Consider the following 22,718-nt stretch of genomic DNA (forward strand, 5'->3'; position numbering starts at 1 on the left):
CGCAGGGACGGATGATGCCGAGGTCACTGATCCGCGGAAACCCCGGAGACGACATAGCCCTGGACCGGGCATGGGGCAACACCCTGCTCGCGTACTTCGCCCGCTTCGCCACCGAGCGCGGCGGCGTGCTGGTCGGCAGGCGGTCGGAGGGCCTGGTCGAGATCACGGCCGCGGTCTTCCCGCCGCAGCAGGTCTCCACCCCGACGCGCTGTTCGTTCGACACCGGTGTGATCGAAGGGGTGCACGACACCCTGAAGACCGTACGGCGGACCCCGCTGGGCGACTGCGTGGCGACGGTGCTCGGCTGGGTGCACAGCCACCCGCACATGGGCGTGTTCCTCTCCGAGCAGGACCAGCACACGCTCACGACCTGGACCGACCTGGACGCGTCCGCCGTCGCCGTCGTCGCCGATCCGTTCACCCGCGGCCACAGCATCCAGGCCTGGGGGCGAAAGTGCGCGCGCCGTGCCCTGCGCATCCGTGACGAGCCCGTGGGGCTCATGCTCGACGAAGGGGCCCGGCTGGCCGACGCGTTGAGCGGCGCGGCGGACCCGGGGCTGCGCGGCCTGTGGGACGTCGTGGGCTCCGGCGGGATCGTCTCCGTCCATGTCTCCGGGCGGACGTCCGCCGCACGACGAACGGAGGAGGAACGGTGAACGACGGCGTCACGGTCCGGGCACTCACGGACGACGAGGTCATCCACGGCCACTGCTTCACCAACGCGCCGGGCTCGGCGGCCGGCGACCTGTTGCGGGTGGCCACGCCCGACGCCGCCATCTACTGCCGTGTCGTATGGGACCTCGCCGACCGCTTCGGCCCGGAGCCCGAGATCGCCCTCGACCGCTGGCAACGCGGGGCGCTCGGCTGCGCCGCCGGGACCGAGGTCCGGGTCGAGCCGGAGCACGGGCCCGTCCCCACCGCCGACGAGGTGCGGCTGAACCTGCTGCGCGGCAGCACGGCCTCCGGTCCCGAGCTGCGTGACTTTCTCGCCGCCGGACGCTATCCGCTCTATCCGGGCCTGCGTTTCTGCCACCGCCCGCTGGGCGCGGCCGGAGACGGTGCCGACGGGTACGGGGAGTACGTCGTGGACCGTGTCGTCGCCGAGGGCACGGAAGTCCCCGTAGCCGCCGTCGATCCCCTGCTGCGGGTCACCGTCCAGCGTTCCCCCGCGCTGCGCGCCGTCTGGCCCGGTTACGAGGACCTCGGCGGCATCGACGACGTGGTGGCGCTGCTGCGCCGGGAGATCGAGGTGCCGCTCAGACGGGCCGAGGAACTGCGCAGCCTCGGCGTGTACGCCCCGGCGGGCATCCTGTTGCACGGTCCGCCGGGCACGGGCAAGACGACACTGGCGCGCGCGGTGAGCATGCGGTGCGCCCAGGACGGCGTGGAGACGGTCATGCTGCGCGGGTCGGCGCTCGTCACCCAGCAGCGGGAGGAGGCGGAAGCCGAGCTGCGCGACGCGTTCCGTCCGGTCGCCGACGGCGAAGGGACCCGCCTGGTCGTCCTGGAGGACGTCGACTACCTGGCACCGGCCCGTGACACCCCCGTCGTGGGCGGCTCCCTGCTGGGGCTGCTGCACGAACTGCTGGACCGGCCGGACCGGCCGGTGATCATCGCCACGACCAGCCGCCCGGACGACGTGGACGCCGCGATCCGCCGCCTGGGCCGGCTCGGCCAGGGCATCCGGATGCCCCTTCCCTCGGAGGCGGACCGCCGCGCGATCCTGGCGATCCACACCCGGGACCTCTCCCTCGCCACCGACGACGAGACGGCACGGACCGCCCTGCTGCGGGATCTGGCGGCTCGTACCTCCGGCTTCGTGGGTGCCGACCTGGCGGCCCTGTGCCACGAGGCGGGCCGCGTCGCGCTGCGCCGGGCCTTCCCGCTGGACATGCTGGAGCACGAGGACGCGGCGCACGGCACCGAGTCCGAGGACCCGGAGGCCGCGTACGAGAGGGAGGGGACAGCCTCGCCCGGCGAGGCGCTCGAACCGGTCTGTGCCCTGCGTATCCAGGAGGCGGACTGGACGGCCGCCCTGACCCTGGTCACCCCGTCCGTGATCGGTGGCGTCGTCCCGGAACTGCCGACAACCGGGTTCGCCGACGTGGTCGGTCTCGACGACACGGTCACCCAGTTGCGCGAACGCCTGATCCTCCCGCTGCGCAACCCGGCGCTGTTCGCGGAAGCCGGGGTGCGCGTGGAGCGGGGCGTGCTCTTCCACGGCCCGCCCGGCACCGGCAAGACACTGCTCGCCCGCGCGCTCGCCCACGAGTGCGGCAGCCGCTTCCTGTCCGTACGCGGGCCGGAGCTGCTCGACAAGTGGTTCGGCGAGTCGGAGCGCGCGGTGCGCGACCTGTTCCAACGGGCCCGGAACCTCGCCCCGAGCATCCTCTTCTTCGACGAGGTCGACGCCCTGGCACCGCGGCGCAACAGCGGCGGCGGGGACGGCGGTGCGGCCAACCGGGTGGTCAACCAGCTTCTCGCGGAACTGGACGGGCTGGAGGACCTGGGCCATGTCACGGTGGTCGGCGCCACCAACAACCACGAGCGCATCGACCCCGCGTTGCTGCGGCCCGGCCGGCTCGGCCTGCACATCGAGGTGCCGCTGCCCGATGAGGCGGGGCGGGCGGCCCTGTTCGCGCTCTACCTGCCGCAGGGCGCGGTGGCGGACCGCATCCCGGAGTACGCGCGACGGTCGGACGGCATGTCGGGAGCCGGCATCGCGATGGTCGCCCGGGAGGCACGGCTGGCCGCGCTGCGCCGAGGCCGGTTCGAGGAACTCCTGCCGGTCTCCCACGACGACGTTCTCCAGGGCCTGGCCGCGGTCCGCGCAGGCACCCGCGCGCACACCGCGGGCACGAACGGGCGTCCGCGGGCGCAGCTCCCCTACGACCGCCCCACCTGACGTGTCGCCGCCGGGGGCGCCCGCCCGTTCGACCGGGTGAGCGCCCGCCGGGGCCGGTTCCGAGGGGACGGGCCCCGGCGGATCGTCCCCGCCACCGGGGCAGCTCGTCGTCCAGCGGCCCGGCGTCAGGGGACCCTTTGCCGGGGTGCATCCGGTTTTTGCCGGACCGGCAACGCCGCTGGCCCTCGGCCGGTGTGCCGTCGCACGCTGACCGCACACCGACGAGAGGCTGGGCACCATGGCGCACGACCACCACCGCGAGCACGGCCGCGACCACCGGCACGGGCACGCACACGACACCGACATCGACTGGGCCGAGATGGCTGCGCACCTCGAGACGCAGGCGGAGCTGTTCACCCCCGTCTACGAGCGGGCCATGGCCTGGCTGGCGAAGGAGGTGACCGAGCCGGGGCTGATCGTCGACGCGGGCAGCGGCCCCGGTGTCGTCGCCTGCCTGTTCGCCGAGGCCTTCCCCGGGGCCCGGATCGTGGCCGTCGACAGCACCGAGCCGCTGCTGGAGCAGGCCCGTGACCGCGCCGTACGACAGGGCGTGGCGGACCGGTTCGACATCCTCGCCGGGGAACTTCCGGGTGTGCTGGACGAGTTGGAGTACCCGGCCGACCTGCTGTGGGCCAGCCGCAGCCTGCACCACCTCGGCGACCAGCGGGCCGCGCTCGCCGCGTTCGCCGCCCGGGTCGCCCCCGGCGGCACCCTGGCCCTCCTCGAAGGCGGACTCCCCTCCCGCTTCCTGCCCCGTGACTTCGGTATCGGACGCCCCGGACTCCAGGAGCGGCTGGACGTGGTGCAGGCGGAGTGGTTCGCGCGGATGCGGGCCGACCTGCCCGGTTCGGTCGCCGTGACCGAGGACTGGTCGGCCCTGCTGACCTCCGTCGGTCTGAAGCACACCCGCACCCGCAGCTTCCTGCTCGACCTCCCGGCCCCGGCGACCGACCGGGCCCGGGACCATGTCGCCGCCTCCCTGGCCCGGCTGCGCGAAGCGGGCGCCGAGAGCCTGGACGCAGAGGACCTGGCCACCCTGGACCGTCTGCTCGACCCGGCCGATCCGGCGAGTGTGCACCGCAGGCCGGACGTGTTCGTCCTGGGCGCGTACACGGTCCACACGGCGGTACGGCCGCTCTGAGCACCCGCCGCCCACCTCCCCTCGGTGCCGTACTGCCTTACCTGTGACGGGACTTGACTTGGAGAACGCTCCAAGTGATGGACTTCGGGCCTTCACCGAGACACAGGGGGAAACCATGAACGACGCTCCGGTCGCACTCATCACCGGTGGCGGCAGCGGTATCGGCGCCGCCGTTGCCCGGCAGCTGCTCGACACCGGGTACCGGGTGACGGTCACCGGGCGCGGGGAGCAGCGGCTGCGGGACTTCGCCGACAGCCTGGGCAATCCCGACGAACTGCTGACGGTCGCCGGCAGCGCGTCGGCCTTCGACGACGTGCGGGACGCGGTCGACCGCACGCTCAAGGCGTACGGCCGGCTGGACACCGTCGTCGCCAACGCCGGCTTCGCCACGCATGACTCCGTCGCCGACGGCGACCCGTCGGGGTGGACCGAGATGGTCCTCACCAACGTCCTCGGTCCCGCCCTGCTCGTCCGTGCCTCCGTCGACGCGCTGAAGGAGACGGGCGGCCGGATCGTCCTCATCGGCAGTGTCGCCGGGTTCGTGAACACGCCGGGCAACCTCTACGGCGCCACCAAGTGGGCCGTCACCGGGCTCGCCGAGAACACCCGGCGCCAGGTCACGGAGTTCGGTGTGGGCGTCACGCTGGTCGCCCCCGGCCGGGTGGAGACCCCGTTCTGGGACGGGCTCGGCAGCCTGCCCCCGGGGCATCTCCTGACCGCGGACCAGATCGCCGACTCGGTGGTCTGGGCGATCCGGCAGCCGGCCGGGGTCGACGTCAACACCGTGGTCGTGCGTCCGCTGGGGCAGCCCAACTGACGTACAGGCGGCCTCAGTTGTTCGCGAGGAACTGTTTGGCCAGCTGGTCCCCGAGGGAGACGGCCGCGCTGTGGCTCTCGATGGGGGAGACCTTGGAGTTCTTGAACAGGATGTAGGTCACGCCGGAGTCGGCCCCGCCGGTGGCCGGGTCGGGGTCGATGCCGAGCGCCTTGGCGGTGGCGTACGAGGCCTCGCCGATGATCTTCGTGGGGCCGGTGTCACCGACGACGGCGTACTCGACCTTGTTGTTGTAGATGACGGCGACGACACCGCCGCCCTTGATGCCGGCGCCGGAGTAGTTCCAGATGCTGCTGGAGCTGGGCACCACGACGTACGGCAGGGACTCCGCCTTCAGCGGCTTGCCGTCGGACTGGTGGAAGGCGGTGTCGTCCTGGTACCAGGGGTCGCGGTTCTCGTTGCAGTTGGTGGTGCGCTGGCCGTCGCAGTCGATGTCCATGTCGGCCTTCCAGAACACCGCGCCGTTCTTGCCGCACACGGGGACCGTGGCCGAGGTCTCGTCGTCGGTCTTGTACTTGCCGTTCGAGATCTGCGAACAGGACGTCACCTTGGCCAGCAGGTCGGCCGCGCTCACCGAGCCCTCCTGGGCGGAGGCGGGTGCCGGGTTGCCCGAGGCGTTGGCGGGCAGCACTCCGGCGGCGAGGAGGGCGGCCCCGGAGGCCGCGGCGAGGGTCAGTGTTCGAAGACGCACTGTGGGGGACCCTTCTGTTAGGAAAGTTTCCTTACCAGGTGCCGTACAAGGTGGCCCCTCCTGCATGTCCTCGTCAAGCCCCTGCGGGGAAGTCGCGCAGGCTGGGCCGTTTGCGGCGACTTCGCCACCGGATGCAGTGAATTGCCCCCCGGGGAACACTGGTCATGTCGAACTGGGAGGCGAATCGTCATGTTCGTACGCACCATCTATGTGACCGGCGACCCCGCGAGGATCGACACGGCCATCAAGGCGCTGAACACGGAAGGGCGCGAGCTGCTCCAGGAACGTCCGGGCTACTGCGGAGCAGGGGTCTTCGTGGACCGGGACCTCGGCAAGCTGCTGGGCGTGAGCTGGTGGGACACGGCCGAGGCGCGGCACAACAGCGACGAGGTCATGCGGTCGCGCAGGCAGGCCATGCTCGGGCCGTTCGCCGGCACGCTGACGGTGGAGAACTTCGAGGCGGTGGTCTACCACCCCCTCCAGCCACCACGTATGGGCGGCGGCCTGCGCATCACGCGGGTGGAGTTCGACCCCGCGGACATCGACCTGGTCACCGACACGTTCCTGTCGACCGTGGCTCCGCGCCTGGAGGCGCTGCCGGGCCTGGCCGCGGACGGCCTGCTCGTCGACCGGGAACGCGGCACGGGCCAGGTCGGCGCCCTCTTCGTCGACCGCGACGCGATGGTGGCCTCGCGGGCCGACCAGGCGGCGGCCCGGCACGAAGGTGTCGCCAAGGCGCATGTGGACGTCGTCGGCCTGGAGGAGTTCGAGGTCGTGCACACGGACGTGCACACGGTCGTGCACGTGGGCTGACCGGTCCGGTGGGCCGACCGGTTCCACGCCGGCGTCCGAACAGCTCCCTCCTGCGGAGGAGTTCACGCGAACGGCCGTCCGCCCTGCTGCTTCAGCGGGGCGAACGGCCGTTCGGCGGGCGGGTGTCAGCCCATGTCGAAGGTGGCCGGGTCCGGGCCGAGACGGCGGTCCTCGTTCAGGGCGCTGATCGCCGCGAGGTCCTCGTCGTCCAGGCTGAAGTCGAACACCTCGATGTTCTCCTTGATCCGCGACGGCGTCACGGACTTCGGGATCACGACGTTGCCCAGCTGGATGTGCCAGCGCAGCACGACCTGGGCCGGTGTGCGGTTGTGCTTCTGGCCGATGGCGACGACGGCAGGCACCTCCAGCAGGCCCTTGCCCTGGCCGAGGGGCGACCAGGCCTCGGTCCTGATGCCCTGCTCCGAGTGGAACGAGCGCGCCGCACGCTGCTGCAGGTGCGGGTGCAGTTCGATCTGGTTGACCGCCGGGATGACCGAGGTCTCCGCGATCAGCCGCTGCAGGTGCTCGGGGAGGAAGTTGGAGACGCCGATCGCCTTGACCCGGCCTTCGGCGTAGAGCTTCTCGAACGCCTTGTAGGTGTCGAGGTACTTGTCCCGGGACGGCAGCGGCCAGTGGATCAGGTACAGGTCCAGATAGTCGAGACCCAGCTTCTCCAGCGACACGTCGAACGCGCGCAGCGTGGAGTCGTACCCCTGGTCGCTGTTCCAGAGCTTGGTGGTGACGAAGATGTCCTCGCGGGGCAGGCCGGACGCGGCGATGGCCTTGCCGGTGCCCTCTTCGTTGCCGTAGATCGCGGCTGTGTCGATGCTGCGGTACCCGGCCTCGAGCGCCGTGGCGACGGCCCGCTCGGCCTCGTCGTCCGGCACCTGCCAGACGCCGTAGCCCAGCTGGGGCATCTCGACGCCGTTGTTGAGGATGATCGGGGGGACCTTGCTGCTCACGAGCTTCTTGATCCTTCGGTTGTCGACAGGTGGTACTCCCATCGTCAACGATCACGGGCCGACCTGCATTCCTGACCGCGGAATCCGTGCGGACTGACCGGTGAGTCAGTCCGCGGAACCGCGGATTGGCCGGAAACGCATCCGACGTTATCGGTTCGGACCATTGACCGCGGCCCTTCATACCGGGACTCTGTATCGCGCCACCGGACGTGTCGCTGAACCCGGTGCATGCATGTGAACGGCCTCTGACCATGGCCGCTGTCTGCCCTCTGAGATCCCCCACCCTCAGGAAAGCGGGTACGCGCACATGAACAAAACCCTGCCCATGACCCCCCGTACGGTGCCCCAGGAGCCGGAGACATCGGATGACAAGGTCTGGCGGAGCCCGGGCTACCGGATTGTGGAAACCGCGCTCGAAGTGACCGCCTACGCGCTCGCCGACCGCCGCGCCCCCGAGCCGCCGCAAGCCTCATGAGCACGACCGTTCCGCCCCTCCGGGACGCCTCGGCCGTCCCCCGTTCCGACGTCCCCGGCACCGCCCCGCCCACCGGTGCCCTCTGGCCGGCCGCCGAGTTCACCGAGCGCCTGCGGGCCGTCACCGCGGCCCGCTACCACGACCGGCACCCCTTCAACCTGCGGATGCATCACGGCGAGCTGACCCCCGCCGAACTGCGCCGCTGGATCGCCGCACGCTTCCACTACCAGCGGCACATCCCCGTCAAGGACGCCCTGATCCTCGCCGGGCTCGACCGGCCCGAGCAGCGCCGCCGCTGGCTGCGCCGCATCCGCGACCACGACGGCACGGGGGACGGCGGCCCGGGGAGCGAGGGAGGCATCGAACGCTGGCTGCGGCTCGGCGAGGCGGCCGGCCTCCCCCGTGAGGAGCTGTGGGACGCCTCCCGGGTGCCGTCCGGCGTGCGGTTCGCGGTCGAGGCCTACGTCACCTTCTGCCGGCTGCGCCCCACGCTGGACGCCGTCGCCGCCTCCCTGACCGAGCTGTCCGCGCCGGATCTGATGCGCACCCGCATCGCCGCCTTCGAACGCCACTATCCGTGGATCGACCCGGCCGGTCTCGCCTACTTCCGCACCCGTGTCACCCAGGGCGCCCGCGACGGGGAGGAGGCCCTCGCCCTGGTCCTCGCCACCGCCCGCACCCGTGCGCAGCAGGAACGGGCGGTGGCCGCGCTCACCTTCAAGTGCGAGGTGCTGTGGGCGCTGCTGGACGCGGTGGACGGGGGCACCTCGTGAACTCCACGCGTCCCGCGGCGCGCCGGTCGCAACCCGCAGCCGTCCAGCCGCTTCCCGCAGCCCGCCGGACCCCGGCAGCCTGGCGCCCCGCCCTCGCCCGGGGCGTCCTGCTGCGGCACGACCCGGTGCGGGACACGCACCTGTTGCTGGTGCCGGAACGGGTGGTCGTCCTGCACGGCCGCGCGGGCGCCGTCCTCGGGCGCTGCGACGGCAGCCGGACCGTGGCCGGCATCGTCGCCGAACTGTCCGCCGAGTACCCAGGCGCACCCGTCGCCGTCGAAGTCCCGGAGTTCCTGGCCGGGTTGCGCAAGGAGGGCTGGCTGACATGACGGCCGTCGCTTCGCCCTGGGCCCTGCTCGCAGAACTCACCCATGCCTGCCCGCTGCGCTGCGGATATTGCTCCAACCCCGTCGAACTGGTCGGTCGGTCAGCTGAGTTGACCACGGAACAGTGGTCCGGGGTGTTCCGGCAGGCGGGTGACCTCGGGGTCGTCCACACCCATCTGTCCGGCGGCGAGCCACTGCTGCGCCGAGACCTGCCCGAGCTGGTGACGGCCGCGGACACGGCGGGCCTGTACACCCAGCTCGTCACCAGCGGCGTGGGCCTGGGCGAGCGGCGGCTGGCCGGGCTGGTCGAGTCCGGGCTGCGCAGTGTCCAGCTGTCCGTGCAGCACGCGGACCCGGACACAGCCGAACGCATCGCGGGGGCAAAGGCGTTCGCCGTGAAGGAGCGTGCGGCCCGGCTGGTCCGCGAGGCGGGACTGCCGCTCGGCATCAACGCCGTCCTGCACCGCGGCAACCTCGACGCCCTGGACGGGCTGATCCGGCTCGCCGTGGACTGGGGCGCGGACCGGCTCGAACTGGCCCACACCCAGTACCACGGCTGGGCGCTGCGCAACCGGGCCGCGCTGCTCCCCACACCCGGCCAGGTCGAGCGGGCCCGCTCGACCGTCGCGCGCTGGCGCGAACAACTGGGCCGCACACCGGAGTTGGTGTGGGGGGCGCCCGATCTGCTGGACGCCACCCCGAAACCGTGCATGGGCGGCTGGGGGCGCATCTCGCTGACCGTCGCCCCCGACGGCACGGTTCTGCCCTGCCCGGCCGCGAGCAGCCTGCCGGGTCTGGACCCGCCGAACGTCCGGGAGCACCGACTGGACCGGATCTGGCGGGAGTCGAAGGCCTTCAACGCCTTCCGGGGCGAGTCCTGGATGCCCGAGCCCTGCCGCGGCTGCGCCCTGCGCACCACCGACCACGGCGGCTGCCGCTGCCAGGCCCACGCCCTCACCGGTGACCCCGCCCGCACCGATCCGGCCTGCCGGCACGCCCCGGACCACTCCCTCGTACGCGACCTCGTGCGCGCGCCCAGGCGGCTCGCGTACGCCTACCGCGAAGCCCTGCGAGAAGCCCCGCGAGAAGCCCCGCGAGAAGTCCAGCGAGAAGTTCAGCGAGAGGAAGGAACATGAGACGCCGACGCCTGCGCGCGGCCCTGACGGCACTCGCGCTCACCACCGCCGGCCTGGCCGCGCTCCCCGCGGCCGTACCCCCGGCCGCCGCCGCCCCGGCTCCGGCCCTGCCCCGCCCGGCCACCGCCCCCGACTGGTCCACGGCCGTGGTCGACTCCACCATGGCCCGCTACACGCCGACCGGGATCGGCGGCTGGTCGTACCCGGTCGGCCTGTACCTCTACGGCCAGTACCTCACCTACCGGCGCACCCACGAAGCGCGCTACCTCACCTACATCAAGAGCTATGTCGACCGCTTCGTGAAGAGCGACGGCTCCATCGGCCAGTCCTTCGACAACCTGGACAGCATGCAGGCCGGCCGCCTCCTGGTGATCCTGCACCACGAGACCGGCCAGGACCGCTACCGCAAGGCGGCGAAGAAGATCCGCGACCGCCTCGCCACCTACCCGCGCACCGGCGACGGCGGTTTCTGGCACGCGGACAACAGCAGCCGCGCCCACCAGCTCTGGGCGGACGGCGTCTACATGGTGAACCCGTTCCTCGTCGAGTACGGCAGGGAGTTCGGCGACAGTGCGTACACGAACGACGAGGCGGCCAGGCAGCTCGCCGTCTACGGCGGCCATCTCCAGGCCGGCGACGGCCTGTTGAAGCACGCCTACGACGAGTCGAGGACCGCGAGCTGGGCCGACCCGCAGACCGGGCTCGCGCCCGAGCACTGGTGCCGCGCGGTCGGCTGGTACTCGATGGCGATCGTCGGTGTCCTCGACGCGATCCCGGCGAGCCACTCCCGGCGACCCCAACTCCTCGGCATCTTCCGGCGGCTGGCGGCAGGCCTGGAGCGGTACCAGGACCCGGCCAGCGGCCGCTGGTTCCAGGTCATGGACAAGGGGGGCAGAAGCGACGACTGGACCGAGACGTCCTGCTCCAGCATGTTCACCTACGCCCTCTCGCGCGGTGTCCAGCAGGGCTATCTCGACCCGCACTACGCGGCCGTCGCCCGGCGCGGCTACGAGGGCGTGCTGGCGAAGATCTCGGTCGGTGCCGACGGCCGCACCAACCTCGCCGACATCTCCGTCGGCACCAACGTCGGCGACTACGCGTACTACGCCGCCCGTACCCGGGCCGTCAACGACTTCCACGGCCTGGGCGCCTTCCTGATCATGAACGAGCAACTGCGAGGTGAATAGTGTCATGAGCACGTCCAGAAGGGCGGTGCTCGGCGCCGCGCTGGGCGGCGCGGCCGGAGCCGCCGTCGGCCTGCCGACCCCGGCCCGGGCCGCGTCCTGGCAGCTCAAGTGGTCCCCGTCCGCGAGCGCCGACGGACTGGGCGCCTTCGAGACCGTCGAGGACGACCGCGCCGACTCGCACCCTGCGGCGCACCCGCACATCCGCACCACGGGCGACGACTGGCGCTTCACCATGCACACGGTCGATCGCGACACGTCGACCGACCGCCAGCGCCAGGAGGTCACCGGCCTGCGCACGAGCGGCAGCAGCTACCTCAAGTGGACCGAGGGCCAGACCTGGCGGATCACGTACTCGATGTACATCCCCGGCTCCCTGAAGGCCACCACCACCTTCACGCACATCATGCAGATGAAGCAGCCCGGCAACGGCACCTCGCCGATCGTCGTGCAGTCCCTGCGCCGAGTGAACGGTAAACAGACCATCGAGCTGCGGCTCGCCGTCGACGACATCCTGGTCGGCCGCACCGACCTGGACCCCCTGCACGACAAGTGGACGGACGTCGACTTCCAGATCAAGGTCGGCAACGGCTCGGCAGGCTCGGTCCGCTGGATCCTCAGGAGCGGCTCGACGACCGTGATCGACAAGGCGAGGACCGGCGTCGACACCTTCCTCGCCGACCGCGTCCGCCCGAAGTGGGGCATCTACCGCTCCCTCGGCGACACCTCCGGCTCCCTGCAGAACACCTATCTCCTGCTCACCGACCTCCGCGGATACCAACTCGTCTGAGGAGCCGTCCCATGCGTTCCAGCCCCCCGCGCGCCAGAGGTGCCGCGGCGATCGTCCTGTTCGTCGTCGCCGTCGTCCTCGGCCTCACCCACCCCACCGCCCTCGCGGCCCCCGAGCCCGCGCCCCGCGCCGCCGTCTTCGACGTACGCGACTACGGCGCCAAGGGCGACGGTTCCACCAACGACACCCCCGCCGTCAACAAGGCCGTAAACGCCGCGAGTTCGGCCGGCGGCGGCACCGTCCGCTTCCCGGCCGGCACCTACAAGTCCAAGAACACCATCCACATGAAGAGCAACGTGACGCTCCAGGTCGACACGGGCGCCACGATCCAGGGCTCCTCGGCGGACACCTACGACCCGCCCGAGTCCAACCCCTACGACAAGTACCAGGACTACGGGCACAGCCACTTCCACAACGCGATGATCTACGGCGACCGGCTCACGAACATCGGCTTCGTCGGCGGCGGGGTCATCGACGGCGGCGGCAACCTGATCACCGGCAACCCGAAGCCGGGCGAAGCCGACAAGATCCTCTCGCTGACCCGCTGCGACGGACTGCGGATCGGCGACGGCCTCACCCTGCGCCGGGGCGGCCACTTTGCAGCCCTCGTCAACGGCTGCAAGAACGTGACGTCGGACCACCTGACCATCGACACCGCGAGCGACCGCGACGGCTGGAACATCATCTCCACGACCGACGTCACGGTCACCAACGCGAACATCAAGGCCAACGACGACGCGCTCGTCTTCAAGAGCGACTACGCCCTCGGCGCCAAGCTCCCCAACGGTCATGTCCGGGTGAGCGATTCGTACCTCTCGGCGCGGTGCTGCAACGCCCTGATGTTCGGCTCCGAGACCTGCGGCGACTTCTCCGACTACCGGTTCGAGAAGATCCGTATCGAAGGCGCCGACAAGTCCGGCCTCGGCATGGTGTCCATGGACGGCGCGAAGATCTCCGACGTCCACTACCGCGACATCACCATGAGGAACGTCCACTCGCCGGTCATGCAGAAGATCGGCACGCGCAGGCGCTGCGGCAACAGCCCGGGTGTCGGCTCGATCAGCGACGTGACGTACGACGACATCACGGCCACCGGCAACAGCCCGTCCTTCAGCCCCACCCTGTGGGGCGAGACCGGCCACCGGATCAGCGGCGTCACCTTCAACCACGTCGACATCACCGTGCCCGGCGGCAACGGCACCATGTCCACCGCCGTGCCGAGCAACGACCCGAACGACTACAACCCCAAGAGCATCGGCACCCGGCCGGCCTACGGCTGGTATCTGCACAACGCCGACCACGTGCGGTTCACCGACAGCTCCGTGAAGTTCGCCGCCGCCGACGGTCGTCCCGCGCTCATCGCCGACGCGGCGAGCGACATCCGCCTCACCCGCTTCACCGCCCAGCGCGGCGCCGACTCCCCGCACGACGTCGGCTTCCAGAACGTCACCGGCTACTGCCTGACGGACAGCCGCACCACCTCCGGCGGCGCCCTGCGGGTCTCGTCCACCGGGTCCACGGAGAACTGCGGCGGTACGGCGGCCAGGACCCTCGATGTGGAGAACCCCCGCCAGGACTTCCTCCGAAGCTCGGTCGGCGGCCTCTTCCTGCACTGGGGCCTGCGCACCGCCCCCGCCCACACCAGCTGCGGCGCCTGGGAGCACGACGTCACCAGCGGCGGCTGGACGCCGGACTACTGGGTGAACGAAGCCCGCAAGCTGCACACGCAGTACCTCGTCCTGGCCACGTTCCACAGCCGACTGGGCTACGCCCGCCCCTGGCCGTCGAAGATCCCCGGCTCCTGCTCCACCGAGCGGGACTTCCTCGGCGAGCTGATCACCGCCGCCAAGGCCAAGGGCATGAAGGTCATCCTCTACATGACCGACGACCCCCAGTGGCACGCCGAGGGCGGCCACGAGTGGCTCGACTCGGCCGCCTACTCCGCCTACAAGGGCAAGAACGTCGACCTGACCACCCGCGACGGCTTCGGGCAGTTCAGCTACGACAACTTCTTCGAGGTCATGGACCGCTACCCCGACCTCGGCGGCTTCTGGATCGACAACGACAACGCGTACTGGGAGAGCCACAACCTCTACGCGCAGATCTACCAGAAGCGCCCGAACTACACGCTCAGCAACAACAACGAAGACACGCCGATCATGGACATGATCAGCAATGAGCAGAAGACGGGCATGACGCCCGCCTACGACTACCCCCAGGCCCTCTACACGGCCCAACCCCGCCTGACCGAGGCGGACTTCAAGCTGCCCTCGACCGGCGCCTGGTGGTACGACGGCTCCGACCCGTCGGTCGACCGTCGGCTCACCCTCGGCCGCCTCGTCACCAATGCCGGCTCCTCGGTCAAGGCGCTGATGGCCGAGACCGCCCAGGTCAACGGCAAGTTCCCGGCCAACCAGGCCGCCTTCAACAACTTCGCCGACAGCTACCTCGACCCCATCGGGGAGTCCCTGCACGGCACCGAGGGCGGCGGCTACATGTACGGAGGCCTCAAACCAGGCTTCTGGAACGACGGCGCCCACGGCGTGACCACGATCAGCAGGACGGACCCGAACCGCCAGTACATCCACGTCCTGACCCCGCCCGGCACCAGCACGCTGCGCATCCGCGACAACGGCTGGCGCATCGCGTCCGTCGTCAACCTCCGTACGGGCAAAGCGGTCTCCTGGTCGCAGTCCGGCGGTGTGCTGACGCTGACCGGGCTCGGCGACTGGGACCCGTACGACACCGTCTTCAAGGTCACCGGCGCCGGCCGTCAGGGCATCCTCACCGGGGTCAAGGTGACCGCGAGCTCCTCGGCGAGCGGTCACACCGGCTCCGCCGCCGGCGACGGCGACCACCTCACCTACTGGGACAACGACAAGACCCTCCCGGTCAGCCTCACCTTCGACCTCGGCTCGACCAAGAAGGTCCAGTACATCGGCCTCAACCAGCGCGAGGACTCCGTCGCCTACGCCCGCTCGGACACCGAGCAGTCGGCGCGGATCAAGGACTACAAGGTGTACCTCAGCAACGACGGATCGACCTGGGGGAGCGCCGTCAGGACCGGCCGGCTGCCGAGCCGCCGTGGAATCCAGGGCATCGACCTCACCGCGGCCGACGCCCGCTACGTCCGCCTGGAGGTCGACACCACCTGGGCGGCCGCCTCCGACTCCACCCGCTACAAGCGGCTGCGGATCGAGGAGGCGTGGATCGGCACCTCGTACGCGACACCGTCGGCCTTCACCACCAGGTCGGACAACGGTCAGTCCCTCCGCCCCGCCATGGGCTGGAGCAGCTGGAGCTTCGTGCGCCGCCGGCCGACCGAGGCGAAGATCAGGGCCCAGGCCGACGCGCTGGCGTCGAGCGGCCTGAAGGACCACGGCTTCGTGTACGTCAACCTCGACGACTTCTGGCAGAAGTGCGACTCCAACGGCTTCGTCGTCGACTCCTACGGCCGCTGGGCCGTCGACACCGACAAGTTCCCCGGCGGTATCAAGGCGCTCGCCGACTACGTCCACTCCAAGGGCCTGAAGTTCGGTTTCTACGTCACTCCCGGCATCGCGAAGAACGCCGTCACCAGGAACACCCCGGTCGAGGGCACGTCGTACTACGCGAAGGACATCGCGGACACCTCGAAGACGGAGAAGAACTACAACTGCAAGAACATGTACTACATCGACTACTCCAGGCCGGGCGCGCAGGAGTTCGTGAACTCGTGGGCGAAGCAGTTCGCGTCCTGGGGAGTCGACTACCTGAAGATCGACGGCGTGGGCAGCCAGGACATCCCCGACGTCCAGGCATGGGACAAGGCCCTGCGCGCCACCGGACGACCCATCACCTTGGCCCTCTCCAACAACCTGCCGATCGCGAACGCCTCCACCTGGCGGCAGCTGGCCAACAGCTGGCGCACCCAGGGCGACGTGGAGTGCTACTGCGGGTCTGGTTCCGACCGCAGCGGCTATCCGCTCACCGACTGGTCCCACGTCTCGGCCCGCTTCACCTCGGCGGCCAACTGGCAGCCGTACGCCGGACCCGGCGGCTGGAACGACCTGGACTCCCTGGAGATCGGCAACGGCGACCAGGCGGGGCTCACCGCCGACCAGCGGCGCTCGCACTTCACCCTGTGGGCGATGGCGGGCGCGCCCCTGCTGCTCGGCACCGATCTCACCCACCTCGACCCCGTCGACGAGGCGATGCTGGCCAACGACCGGCTGATCGACGTCGACCAGGACGGCGTGGCCGCGAAACGCCTTGTGAACAGTGGTGTCAAGCAGGTCTGGAGCAAACGCGAGCACAGCGGCGACTACGTGGTGGCGTTGTTCAACACCGGAACCTCCGGCAACGCCACGGTCGGTGTGAACTGGTCCCAGGTCGGCTTCACCGGCTCCGGCGATGTCACCGACCTCTGGTCCGGCTCCCACAAGGGCGTGATCGCCGACTCCTACAGCGCGACCCTGCGCCCCGGCGAGACCCGGCTGATCCGGGTGAAGCCGGTCGACTCCACGAAGGCCGCGGCTTCCCCGGGCTTCGCCGTCGCCCCCTACGAGTACCTCGGCTGGGGCAACCCGCAGAGCCCCACCTCGGTCATGTCCGCGACCGGCGTCAAGTGGTTCACGCTCGCGTTCATCCTCTCCGACGGCAGCTGCAACCCGAAGTGGGACGGCTCGCGACCGCTGACCGGCGGCACCGACCAGTCGACGATCAACGCCATCAGAAACGCCGGCGGTGACGTGATGGTCTCCGTCGGCGGCTGGAGCGGAGCCAAACTCGGCGAGAAGTGCTCCAGCGCCTCCGCGCTCGCGGGCGCCTACCAGAAGGTCGTCAACGCCTACAGGCTGAAGGCCCTCGACATCGACATCGAGAACACCGAGTGGTCCAACGCCACCGTCCGCCAGCGTGTGGTCGACGCGCTGAAGACCGTCAAGGCCGCCAACCCCGGCCTGAAGACCGTCATCACCTTCGGCACGACGACCGGCGGGCCCGACTCCACCGGCGTCGACATGATCAAGCGGGCGGCCGACTCCGGTCTGGCGAACGACGTGTGGTGCATCATGCCGTTCGACTTCGGCGGCGGCACCACCGACATGGGCACCCTCACCACCCGGGCCATGGACGGACTCAAGGGCCGGGTCAAGGCGGCCTACGGCTACAGCGACGCCACCGCCTACGCCCACATCGGGCTCTCGTCCATGAACGGGAAGACGGACGACTCCGGGGAGCGTGTCCGCCTCGCCGATTTCAGGACCATGCTCGCCTACGCCCAGCAGCATCACATCGGACGCCTCACCTACTGGTCCGTCAACCGCGACCGCCCCTGTGGCTCCGGCACCGACGGCGACTCCTGCAGCGGCGTGACACAGCAGCCGTACGACTACCTGAAGGTCTTCGCCCAGTACACGGGCTGAGGGGAACCCCCATGCATCTCAAGAGAGTTCTGCCGTACGGCCTGGCCGCGGCCCTCGCACTGCCCCTGGCCGGCCTGAGCCAGGCAACCGCCCTCGCGGCCACCGACTACCAGGCCGAGGACGCCCGGATCTCCCAGGGCACCGTGGCCACCAACCACACCGGATACACGGGCACCGGCTTCGTCGACTACACCAACGTCAAGGGCTCCTATGTGGAGTTCACGGTGAACGCGGCCGCCGCCGGCACCGCGGCGGTCACCCTCCGCTACGCCAACGGCACCTCCGCCGACCGCCCGATGGACATCTCCGTCGGCGGCACGGTCGCCGCGCCCGCGGTCTCCTTCCCGGCCACCGCCGACTGGAACACCTGGGCCACCAGAACCGTCGACGTGCCGCTCACGGCCGGGTCCAACACGATCCGCGCGACCGCCACCACCGCCGACGGCGGCCCCAACCTGGACCGCATCGGCGTCGGCGCCGCGACCGACACCCAGGCCCCGACCCGGCCCGGCCAACCCGGCTGCTCCGACATCGGCGAGAGCGGCCTCACCCTGGGCTGGGGCGCGTCCACCGACAACGTCGGCGTGGCGGCGTACGACATCTACGAGCACGGCAACAAGATCAGCGAGGCGCCCGGGAGCGCGACCGGCAAGGCACTGACCGGGCTCACCCCCGACACCACTTACAACCTCACCGTCATCGCCCGGGACGCGGCCGGCAACACCTCCCCGGCCAGCCCCGTCGTCGACTGCACGACGAAGCCCAGCTCCGACGGCACACCGCCGACCGCTCCCGGCACCCTGTCCGCGGCCGGCATCACTGCGAACACGGCCGACCTCAGCTGGGGCGCGTCGACGGACGACCGTGCCGTCGTCGCCTACGACGTCCGCAGCGGCACCACCGTCTACAAGACCGTCACCGGCGGCACGTCGACCACCCTCACCGGTCTCGCCTGCAACAGCCCGTACTCCCTGAACGTCGTCGCCCGCGACGCGGCCGGGAACGTCTCGCAGCCGAGCAACACCGTCACCTTCACCACCAAGGCCTGCGCCACCGACGGCGGTGTCCCCTCCTCCGTCGCCACGCTGTCGACGGGCTGGACGATCCCGTGGGGCACCTACTGGATGCCCGACGGCAAGACCGCGCTGGTCACCGAGAGGGACGACTTCAGGGTCTGGAAGGCCACCAAGGACGGCACCAGGACCCAGGTGGGCACCGTCCCGAACGCCGTCACCACCAACGGCGAGGGCGGGCTGCTCGGGGTCGCCGTCGACCCCAGGTGGGACACCGACCACTACGTCTACTTCATGCACACCGCGTCCGAAGGCAACCGCGTCGTCCGCATGACCTACGACGGCACCACCCTCACCGACTACAAGGTGCTGCTCCAGGGCATCAAGAAGAACCGCTACCACAACGGCGGCCGCCTCGCCTTCGGCCCCGACGGCTATCTGTACGTCTCCACCGGCGAGGCCCAGACGCCCGACCTCGCACAGGACAAGAACTCCCTCAACGGCAAGATCCTGCGCATGACGACCGACGGCAAGCCGGCCCCCGGCAACCCCTTCGGCAACTACGTCTACTCCCTGGGCCACCGCAATCCGCAGGGCCTCGCCTTCGACCGCAACGGGCGGCTGTGGGAGGCCGAGTTCGGCAACAGCTCCAAGGACGAGCTGAACCTCATCAAGCCCGGTGCCAACTACGGCTGGCCGACCTGCGAGGGCAACTGCTCCGTCGCCGGCATGACCAACCCCAAGGCCACCTGGAACGTCTCCGAGGCCTCGCCCAGCGGCATCGCCATCGTCCGCAACGTCGTCTACATGGCGTCCCTGCGCGGCGAACGGCTGTGGCGCATCCCGATCAGCGGGGACACCGAGAAGGTCGGCACCCCGACCGCCTACTACGTCGGGACCTACGGACGGCTGCGTACCGTCACCAAGGTGCCCGGCGCCGACCAGCTGTGGCTGTCCACCACCAACTGCGACAACAACGGGGGAGCGGCGGACGGATCCGACAAGATCTTCAAGGTGACGATCAGCTGACCGCGGGTCAGGCCCGGTAGAGGGCCTCGACCTCGCCCTCGTACGCCTTCTCGATCGCCTTCCGCTTCAGTTTCAGCGACGGTGTCAGCAGCCCGTGTTCCTCGGTGAACGGCTGCGCCAGTATGCGGAAGGTACGGATGGACTCGGCCTGCGAGACGAGGGTGTTGGCGGCGACCACCGCCCGCCGCACCTCCGTCTCCAGGTCCGGGTCCCGCACCAGCTGGGCGGGCGTCAGCTTCGGCTTGTTGCGCATCTGCAGCCAGTGCTCCACGGCCTCCTGGTCGAGCGTGACCAGGGCGGCGATGTAGGGGCGGTCGTTGCCGACGACGATGCACTGGTTGACCAGCGGATGGTCGCGGACCCGCTCCTCCAGGACACCGGGGGAGACGCTCTTGCCGCCGGAGGTCACCAGGATCTCCTTCTTGCGGCCGGTGATGGTCAGATAGCCGTCCTCGTCGAGCGAGCCGAGGTCGCCAGTGGCGAGCCAGCCGTCGTGCAGGGTCTCGTCGCTGGCCTTCTGGTTGTTGAGGTAGCCCTGGAAGACGTTGCCGCCGTGCAGCCAGATCTCCCCGTCGTCCGCGATGTGCACGGTGACGCCCGGGATGGCCTGACCGACGGTGCCGTAGCGGGTGCGCTCGGGCGGGTTGGCGGTGGCCGCCGCCGTCGACTCGGTCAGCCCGTAGCCCTCGTAGATCTGCACACCCGCGCCCGCGAAGAACAGCCCCAGCCGGCGGTCCATCGCCGAGCCGCCGGACATCGCGTTGCGGATCCGCCCGCCCATCGCCGCCCGGACCTTCGCGTACACGAGCTTGTCGAAGAGCTGGTGCTGCATCCTGAGGGCCGCCGAGGGCCCCGGACCGGTGCCCCAGGCCTTGGCCTCGACGGCGTCCGCGTACTTGACGGCGATCTCGACCGCCTTCTCGAACGGACCCGACTTGCCGTCCTTCTCCGCCTTGCGCCGGGCCGCGTTGAACACCTTCTCGAAGATGTACGGCACCGCGAGGATGAACGTCGGCCGGAACGCGGCCAGGTCCGGCAGCAGCGCGGCCGCGTGCAGCTGCGGCTGGTGCCCGAAGCGCACCCGTCCGCGGAACGCCGCGACCTCCACCATCCGGCCGAAGACGTGCGCCAGCGGCAGGAACAGCAGCGTGGACGCCTCGTCGTCCTTCTTGGTGTGGAAGACCGGCTGCCACCGCTCGATCATCGTGTCCGCTTCGTACATGAAGTTCCCGTGCGACAGGACACAGCCCTTGGGGCGGCCGGTGGTGCCCGAGGTGTAGATGATCGTGGCGACGGAGTCCGGGGTGACCGCCTGCCGGTGCCGGTGCACCACCTCGTCGTCCAGATGCGCGCCGGCGTCGTACAGCTCCTGTACACAGCCCGCGTCCAGCTGCCACAGGTCGCGCAGCTGCGGCAGCCGGTCGATGACCGTGGCGATGGTCATCGCCTGGTCCTCGTGCTCCACGACCGCAGCCGACACCTCGGCGTCGTACAGCATCCAGAAGCACTGCTCGGCCGAGGACGTCGGGTAGATCGGGACCACCTGTGCGCCGATCGTCCACAGCGCGAAGTCGAACAGGGTCCACTCGTAGCGGGTGCGGGACATGATCGCGACCCGGTCGCCGAACCGGACTCCACGGGCGAGGAGCCCCTTGGCCAGGGCGAGGACCTCGTCGCGGAACTCGGCGGAGGTCACGTCCCGCCACTGGCCCGACTCGTCCTTGCGGCCCAGCGCGATGTGCAGAGGGTCGGTCCGGGCATGCTCGAAGACGGCATCGGCCAGGCCGCCCACCGGCGGCGCCGACGCCAACGGAGGGGTGGTGAACTCGCGCAAACCCTCGCTCCCCGTGTCTATGACGCTCCGCACAGCGCCGTGAAAGCTACCCCACCCACAGTCGAGGCGGGAGGGGGTGCGAAATCGACCAATGCTCACCAACGCCGCGGGCGGTGCCCGGAAAATACGCTCACATGCGGAAGGGTCGGACAGAATACTTACGGTTCAGTAAGTTTCGGCGCCGTAATCTCCACCGAATCTGTACGACCCGGTTACGGCCCACCGCCGCCGGAGGACTCAGGTGCGGGGCACCGTCGTCTTCTCCTTCAGCGTAGCGGGAGCGGATTCCGTCACTCCGGTCTGCTGTGCCCCGGGTGTCCTGACCAGGGCCAGGACCAGCGCGCCGGCCGGGCGGCCGACGTGTCAGCGCCCGCCGCGCTGACCCCGGTGCAGCCGGTCCCCGCCCGCCAGGACCGCCGCCGCCAGCGCGTTCGCCGCGGCATCGGCCGCACCCCGCCGTCGGCCGTGCACCAGGACGAAGTCCACCTTGCCCAGCTCCGGCAGGCCCGAACGCTCCGGGACGCGGAACAGCCCCGGCGGGATCAGCCGCCGCGAGTGGGCCATGACACCGAGCCCCGCGCGGGCGGCGGCGATCAGGCCGTTGAGACTGCCGCTGGTGCACGCGATCCGCCAGTCGCGCCCCTGCTCCTCCAGCGCCTCCAGGGCGCGGGCGCGGGTGATGCCGGGCGGCGGATAGACGATCAGTGGGAGGGGCCGGTCGGGCTCCAGACGGACGTGTTCGGAGCCGATCCACACCAGGTCGTCGCGCCACACCAGCTCGCCGCGCGGATCCTGTGGGCGCCGCTTGGCCAGCACCAGGTCCAGCTTCCCCGCCGCCAGCTGCTCGTGCAGGGTGCCGGACAGCTCCACCGTCAGCTCCAGGTCGACCTCCGGGTGGTCGTGGCGGAAGCCCTCCAGGATCTCCGGCAGCCGGGTGAGGACGAAGTCCTCCGAGGCGCCGAAGCGCAGCCGGCCCCGCACCCGGGTGCCGGTGAAGAAGGCCGCGGCCTGCTCGTGCACCTCCAGCAGCCGGCGGGCGAAGCCCAGCATCGCCTCGCCGTCCTCGGTCAGATCCACGGAGTGGGTGTCCCGGGAGAACAGCTGGCGGCCGGTGGCCTCCTCCAGCCGGCGCACGTGCTGGCTGACCGTGGACTGGCGCAGCCCGAGCCGCCGGGCGGCCTGCGTGAAGCTGAGCGTCTGCGCCACCGCCAGGAACGTACGCAGCTGGGTGGGTTCGTACACGAGGTAAGCGTAGCGCCGGTTATCACGGACCACGATGGCAGTCAGAGTGGTATGCGGGATTCCCGATCGGTGCCCGGGAGGGGACGATGGAGAGGGGCCCTCCGGGCTCCTGCCCGTACGTGACGACCTGCAAGTGGAGCACCGTGAAACGCCTGCGCTGGCCG

General features: G+C 70.5%; 17 protein-coding genes. 13 read left to right on the forward strand and 4 right to left on the reverse strand.

Annotation, left to right across the window (positions count from 1 at the left end; genetic code table 11):
* Positions 1-11 precede the first annotated feature (11 nt).
* From FB157_RS34980 to FB157_RS34995, 4 genes are all read left to right on the forward strand, one after another.
* Positions 12-656 carry a Mov34/MPN/PAD-1 family protein gene (locus FB157_RS34980; RefSeq protein ID WP_145884709.1) on the forward strand — a complete coding sequence of 215 codons (645 nt, stop codon included), beginning with the start codon at positions 12-14 and terminating at the stop codon, positions 654-656.
* Positions 653-2,905: an AAA family ATPase gene (locus FB157_RS34985; protein ID WP_186581831.1), complete on the forward strand. Its 2,253-nt coding sequence runs from the start codon at positions 653-655 to the stop codon at positions 2,903-2,905. Before FB157_RS34980 ends, FB157_RS34985 begins: the two co-directional genes overlap by 4 nt.
* A gap of 238 nt (positions 2,906-3,143) precedes the next feature.
* Positions 3,144-4,046 carry a trans-aconitate 2-methyltransferase gene (locus FB157_RS34990; RefSeq protein ID WP_145884711.1) on the forward strand — a complete coding sequence of 301 codons (903 nt, stop codon included), beginning with the start codon at positions 3,144-3,146 and terminating at the stop codon, positions 4,044-4,046.
* A 115-nt stretch (positions 4,047-4,161) separates the two neighbouring features.
* Positions 4,162-4,863, forward strand: coding sequence for an SDR family oxidoreductase (locus tag FB157_RS34995; RefSeq protein ID WP_145884712.1), 702 nt, complete (start codon positions 4,162-4,164; stop codon positions 4,861-4,863).
* Positions 4,864-4,876: 13 nt separating this feature from the next.
* Here the strand turns inward: FB157_RS34995 and FB157_RS35000 are convergent, their stop codons facing one another.
* A complete protein-coding gene (locus FB157_RS35000; RefSeq protein WP_145884713.1) occupies positions 4,877-5,572 on the reverse strand; it encodes a glycoside hydrolase family 75 protein in 696 nt (231 codons plus the stop codon).
* 189 nt (positions 5,573-5,761) lie between these two features.
* On the opposite strand from FB157_RS35000, the gene FB157_RS35005 reads away from it, so the two are divergent.
* The gene (locus FB157_RS35005) at positions 5,762-6,385 is read left to right on the forward strand and encodes a hypothetical protein (RefSeq protein WP_145884714.1); all 624 of its coding nucleotides are present in this window, start codon (positions 5,762-5,764) and stop codon (positions 6,383-6,385) included.
* A 125-nt stretch (positions 6,386-6,510) separates the two neighbouring features.
* Here the strand turns inward: FB157_RS35005 and FB157_RS35010 are convergent, their stop codons facing one another.
* On the reverse strand, positions 6,511-7,347 hold the full coding sequence (locus FB157_RS35010; RefSeq protein ID WP_145884715.1) for an aldo/keto reductase: 837 nt from the start codon (positions 7,345-7,347) through the stop codon (positions 6,511-6,513).
* A 307-nt stretch (positions 7,348-7,654) separates the two neighbouring features.
* On the opposite strand from FB157_RS35010, the gene pqqA reads away from it, so the two are divergent.
* From pqqA to FB157_RS35050, 8 genes are read left to right on the forward strand one after another with little or no spacing between them, the layout of a single operon-like run.
* A complete protein-coding gene (pqqA, locus tag FB157_RS35015; RefSeq protein ID WP_145884716.1) occupies positions 7,655-7,822 on the forward strand; it encodes a pyrroloquinoline quinone precursor peptide PqqA in 168 nt (55 codons plus the stop codon).
* A complete protein-coding gene (gene pqqC, locus FB157_RS35020; RefSeq protein WP_145884717.1) occupies positions 7,819-8,595 on the forward strand; it encodes a pyrroloquinoline-quinone synthase PqqC in 777 nt (258 codons plus the stop codon). Before pqqA ends, pqqC begins: the two co-directional genes overlap by 4 nt.
* On the forward strand, positions 8,592-8,924 hold the full coding sequence (pqqD, locus tag FB157_RS35025) for a pyrroloquinoline quinone biosynthesis peptide chaperone PqqD (protein ID WP_145884718.1): 333 nt from the start codon (positions 8,592-8,594) through the stop codon (positions 8,922-8,924). Before pqqC ends, pqqD begins: the two co-directional genes overlap by 4 nt.
* On the forward strand, positions 8,921-10,057 hold the full coding sequence (gene pqqE / locus FB157_RS35030) for a pyrroloquinoline quinone biosynthesis protein PqqE (protein ID WP_145884719.1): 1,137 nt from the start codon (positions 8,921-8,923) through the stop codon (positions 10,055-10,057). The genes pqqD and pqqE overlap by 4 nt, the downstream gene beginning before the upstream one ends.
* The gene (locus tag FB157_RS35035; protein ID WP_145884720.1) at positions 10,054-11,244 is read left to right on the forward strand and encodes a glycoside hydrolase family 105 protein; all 1,191 of its coding nucleotides are present in this window, start codon (positions 10,054-10,056) and stop codon (positions 11,242-11,244) included. The genes pqqE and FB157_RS35035 overlap by 4 nt, the downstream gene beginning before the upstream one ends.
* A gap of 4 nt (positions 11,245-11,248) precedes the next feature.
* Positions 11,249-12,031 (forward strand): heparin lyase I family protein, encoded by a 783-nt coding sequence (locus FB157_RS35040; RefSeq protein WP_145884721.1) that lies wholly within the window; start codon positions 11,249-11,251, stop codon positions 12,029-12,031.
* A gap of 11 nt (positions 12,032-12,042) precedes the next feature.
* Positions 12,043-17,436 carry a glycosyl hydrolase family 28 protein gene (locus FB157_RS35045; protein WP_145884722.1) on the forward strand — a complete coding sequence of 1,798 codons (5,394 nt, stop codon included), beginning with the start codon at positions 12,043-12,045 and terminating at the stop codon, positions 17,434-17,436.
* A gap of 11 nt (positions 17,437-17,447) precedes the next feature.
* Positions 17,448-19,478: a PQQ-dependent sugar dehydrogenase gene (locus FB157_RS35050; RefSeq protein WP_145884723.1), complete on the forward strand. Its 2,031-nt coding sequence runs from the start codon at positions 17,448-17,450 to the stop codon at positions 19,476-19,478.
* Positions 19,479-19,485: 7 nt separating this feature from the next.
* On the opposite strand, the gene FB157_RS35055 is transcribed toward FB157_RS35050, so the two are convergent.
* Both FB157_RS35055 and FB157_RS35060 read right to left on the reverse strand, forming a co-directional pair.
* Positions 19,486-21,312, reverse strand: a complete 1,827-nt coding sequence (locus FB157_RS35055) for a long-chain fatty acid--CoA ligase (protein ID WP_145884725.1) — start codon at positions 21,310-21,312, stop codon at positions 19,486-19,488.
* Between the two features lie 363 nt (positions 21,313-21,675).
* Positions 21,676-22,554, reverse strand: coding sequence for a LysR substrate-binding domain-containing protein (locus FB157_RS35060; protein ID WP_145884727.1), 879 nt, complete (start codon positions 22,552-22,554; stop codon positions 21,676-21,678).
* Positions 22,555-22,718 lie beyond the last annotated feature (164 nt).

Source organism: Streptomyces sp. BK340 (assembly GCF_007827595.1).
Lineage (GTDB): Bacteria > Actinomycetota > Actinomycetes > Streptomycetales > Streptomycetaceae > Streptomyces.

Coding starts and splice junctions, on each gene's coding strand:
- FB157_RS35040 (WP_145884721.1), top strand. CDS start 11,249: ATGAGCACGTCCAGAAGGGCGGTGCTCGGCGCCGCGCTGGGCGGCGCG.
- FB157_RS34980 (WP_145884709.1), top strand. CDS start 12: ATGATGCCGAGGTCACTGATCCGCGGAAACCCCGGAGACGACATAGCC.
- pqqA (WP_145884716.1), top strand. CDS start 7,655: ATGAACAAAACCCTGCCCATGACCCCCCGTACGGTGCCCCAGGAGCCG.
- FB157_RS35005 (WP_145884714.1), top strand. CDS start 5,762: ATGTTCGTACGCACCATCTATGTGACCGGCGACCCCGCGAGGATCGAC.
- FB157_RS35035 (WP_145884720.1), top strand. CDS start 10,054: ATGAGACGCCGACGCCTGCGCGCGGCCCTGACGGCACTCGCGCTCACC.
- FB157_RS34990 (WP_145884711.1), top strand. CDS start 3,144: ATGGCGCACGACCACCACCGCGAGCACGGCCGCGACCACCGGCACGGG.
- pqqE (WP_145884719.1), top strand. CDS start 8,921: ATGACGGCCGTCGCTTCGCCCTGGGCCCTGCTCGCAGAACTCACCCAT.
- pqqC (WP_145884717.1), top strand. CDS start 7,819: ATGAGCACGACCGTTCCGCCCCTCCGGGACGCCTCGGCCGTCCCCCGT.
- FB157_RS35050 (WP_145884723.1), top strand. CDS start 17,448: ATGCATCTCAAGAGAGTTCTGCCGTACGGCCTGGCCGCGGCCCTCGCA.
- FB157_RS34995 (WP_145884712.1), top strand. CDS start 4,162: ATGAACGACGCTCCGGTCGCACTCATCACCGGTGGCGGCAGCGGTATC.
- FB157_RS35045 (WP_145884722.1), top strand. CDS start 12,043: ATGCGTTCCAGCCCCCCGCGCGCCAGAGGTGCCGCGGCGATCGTCCTG.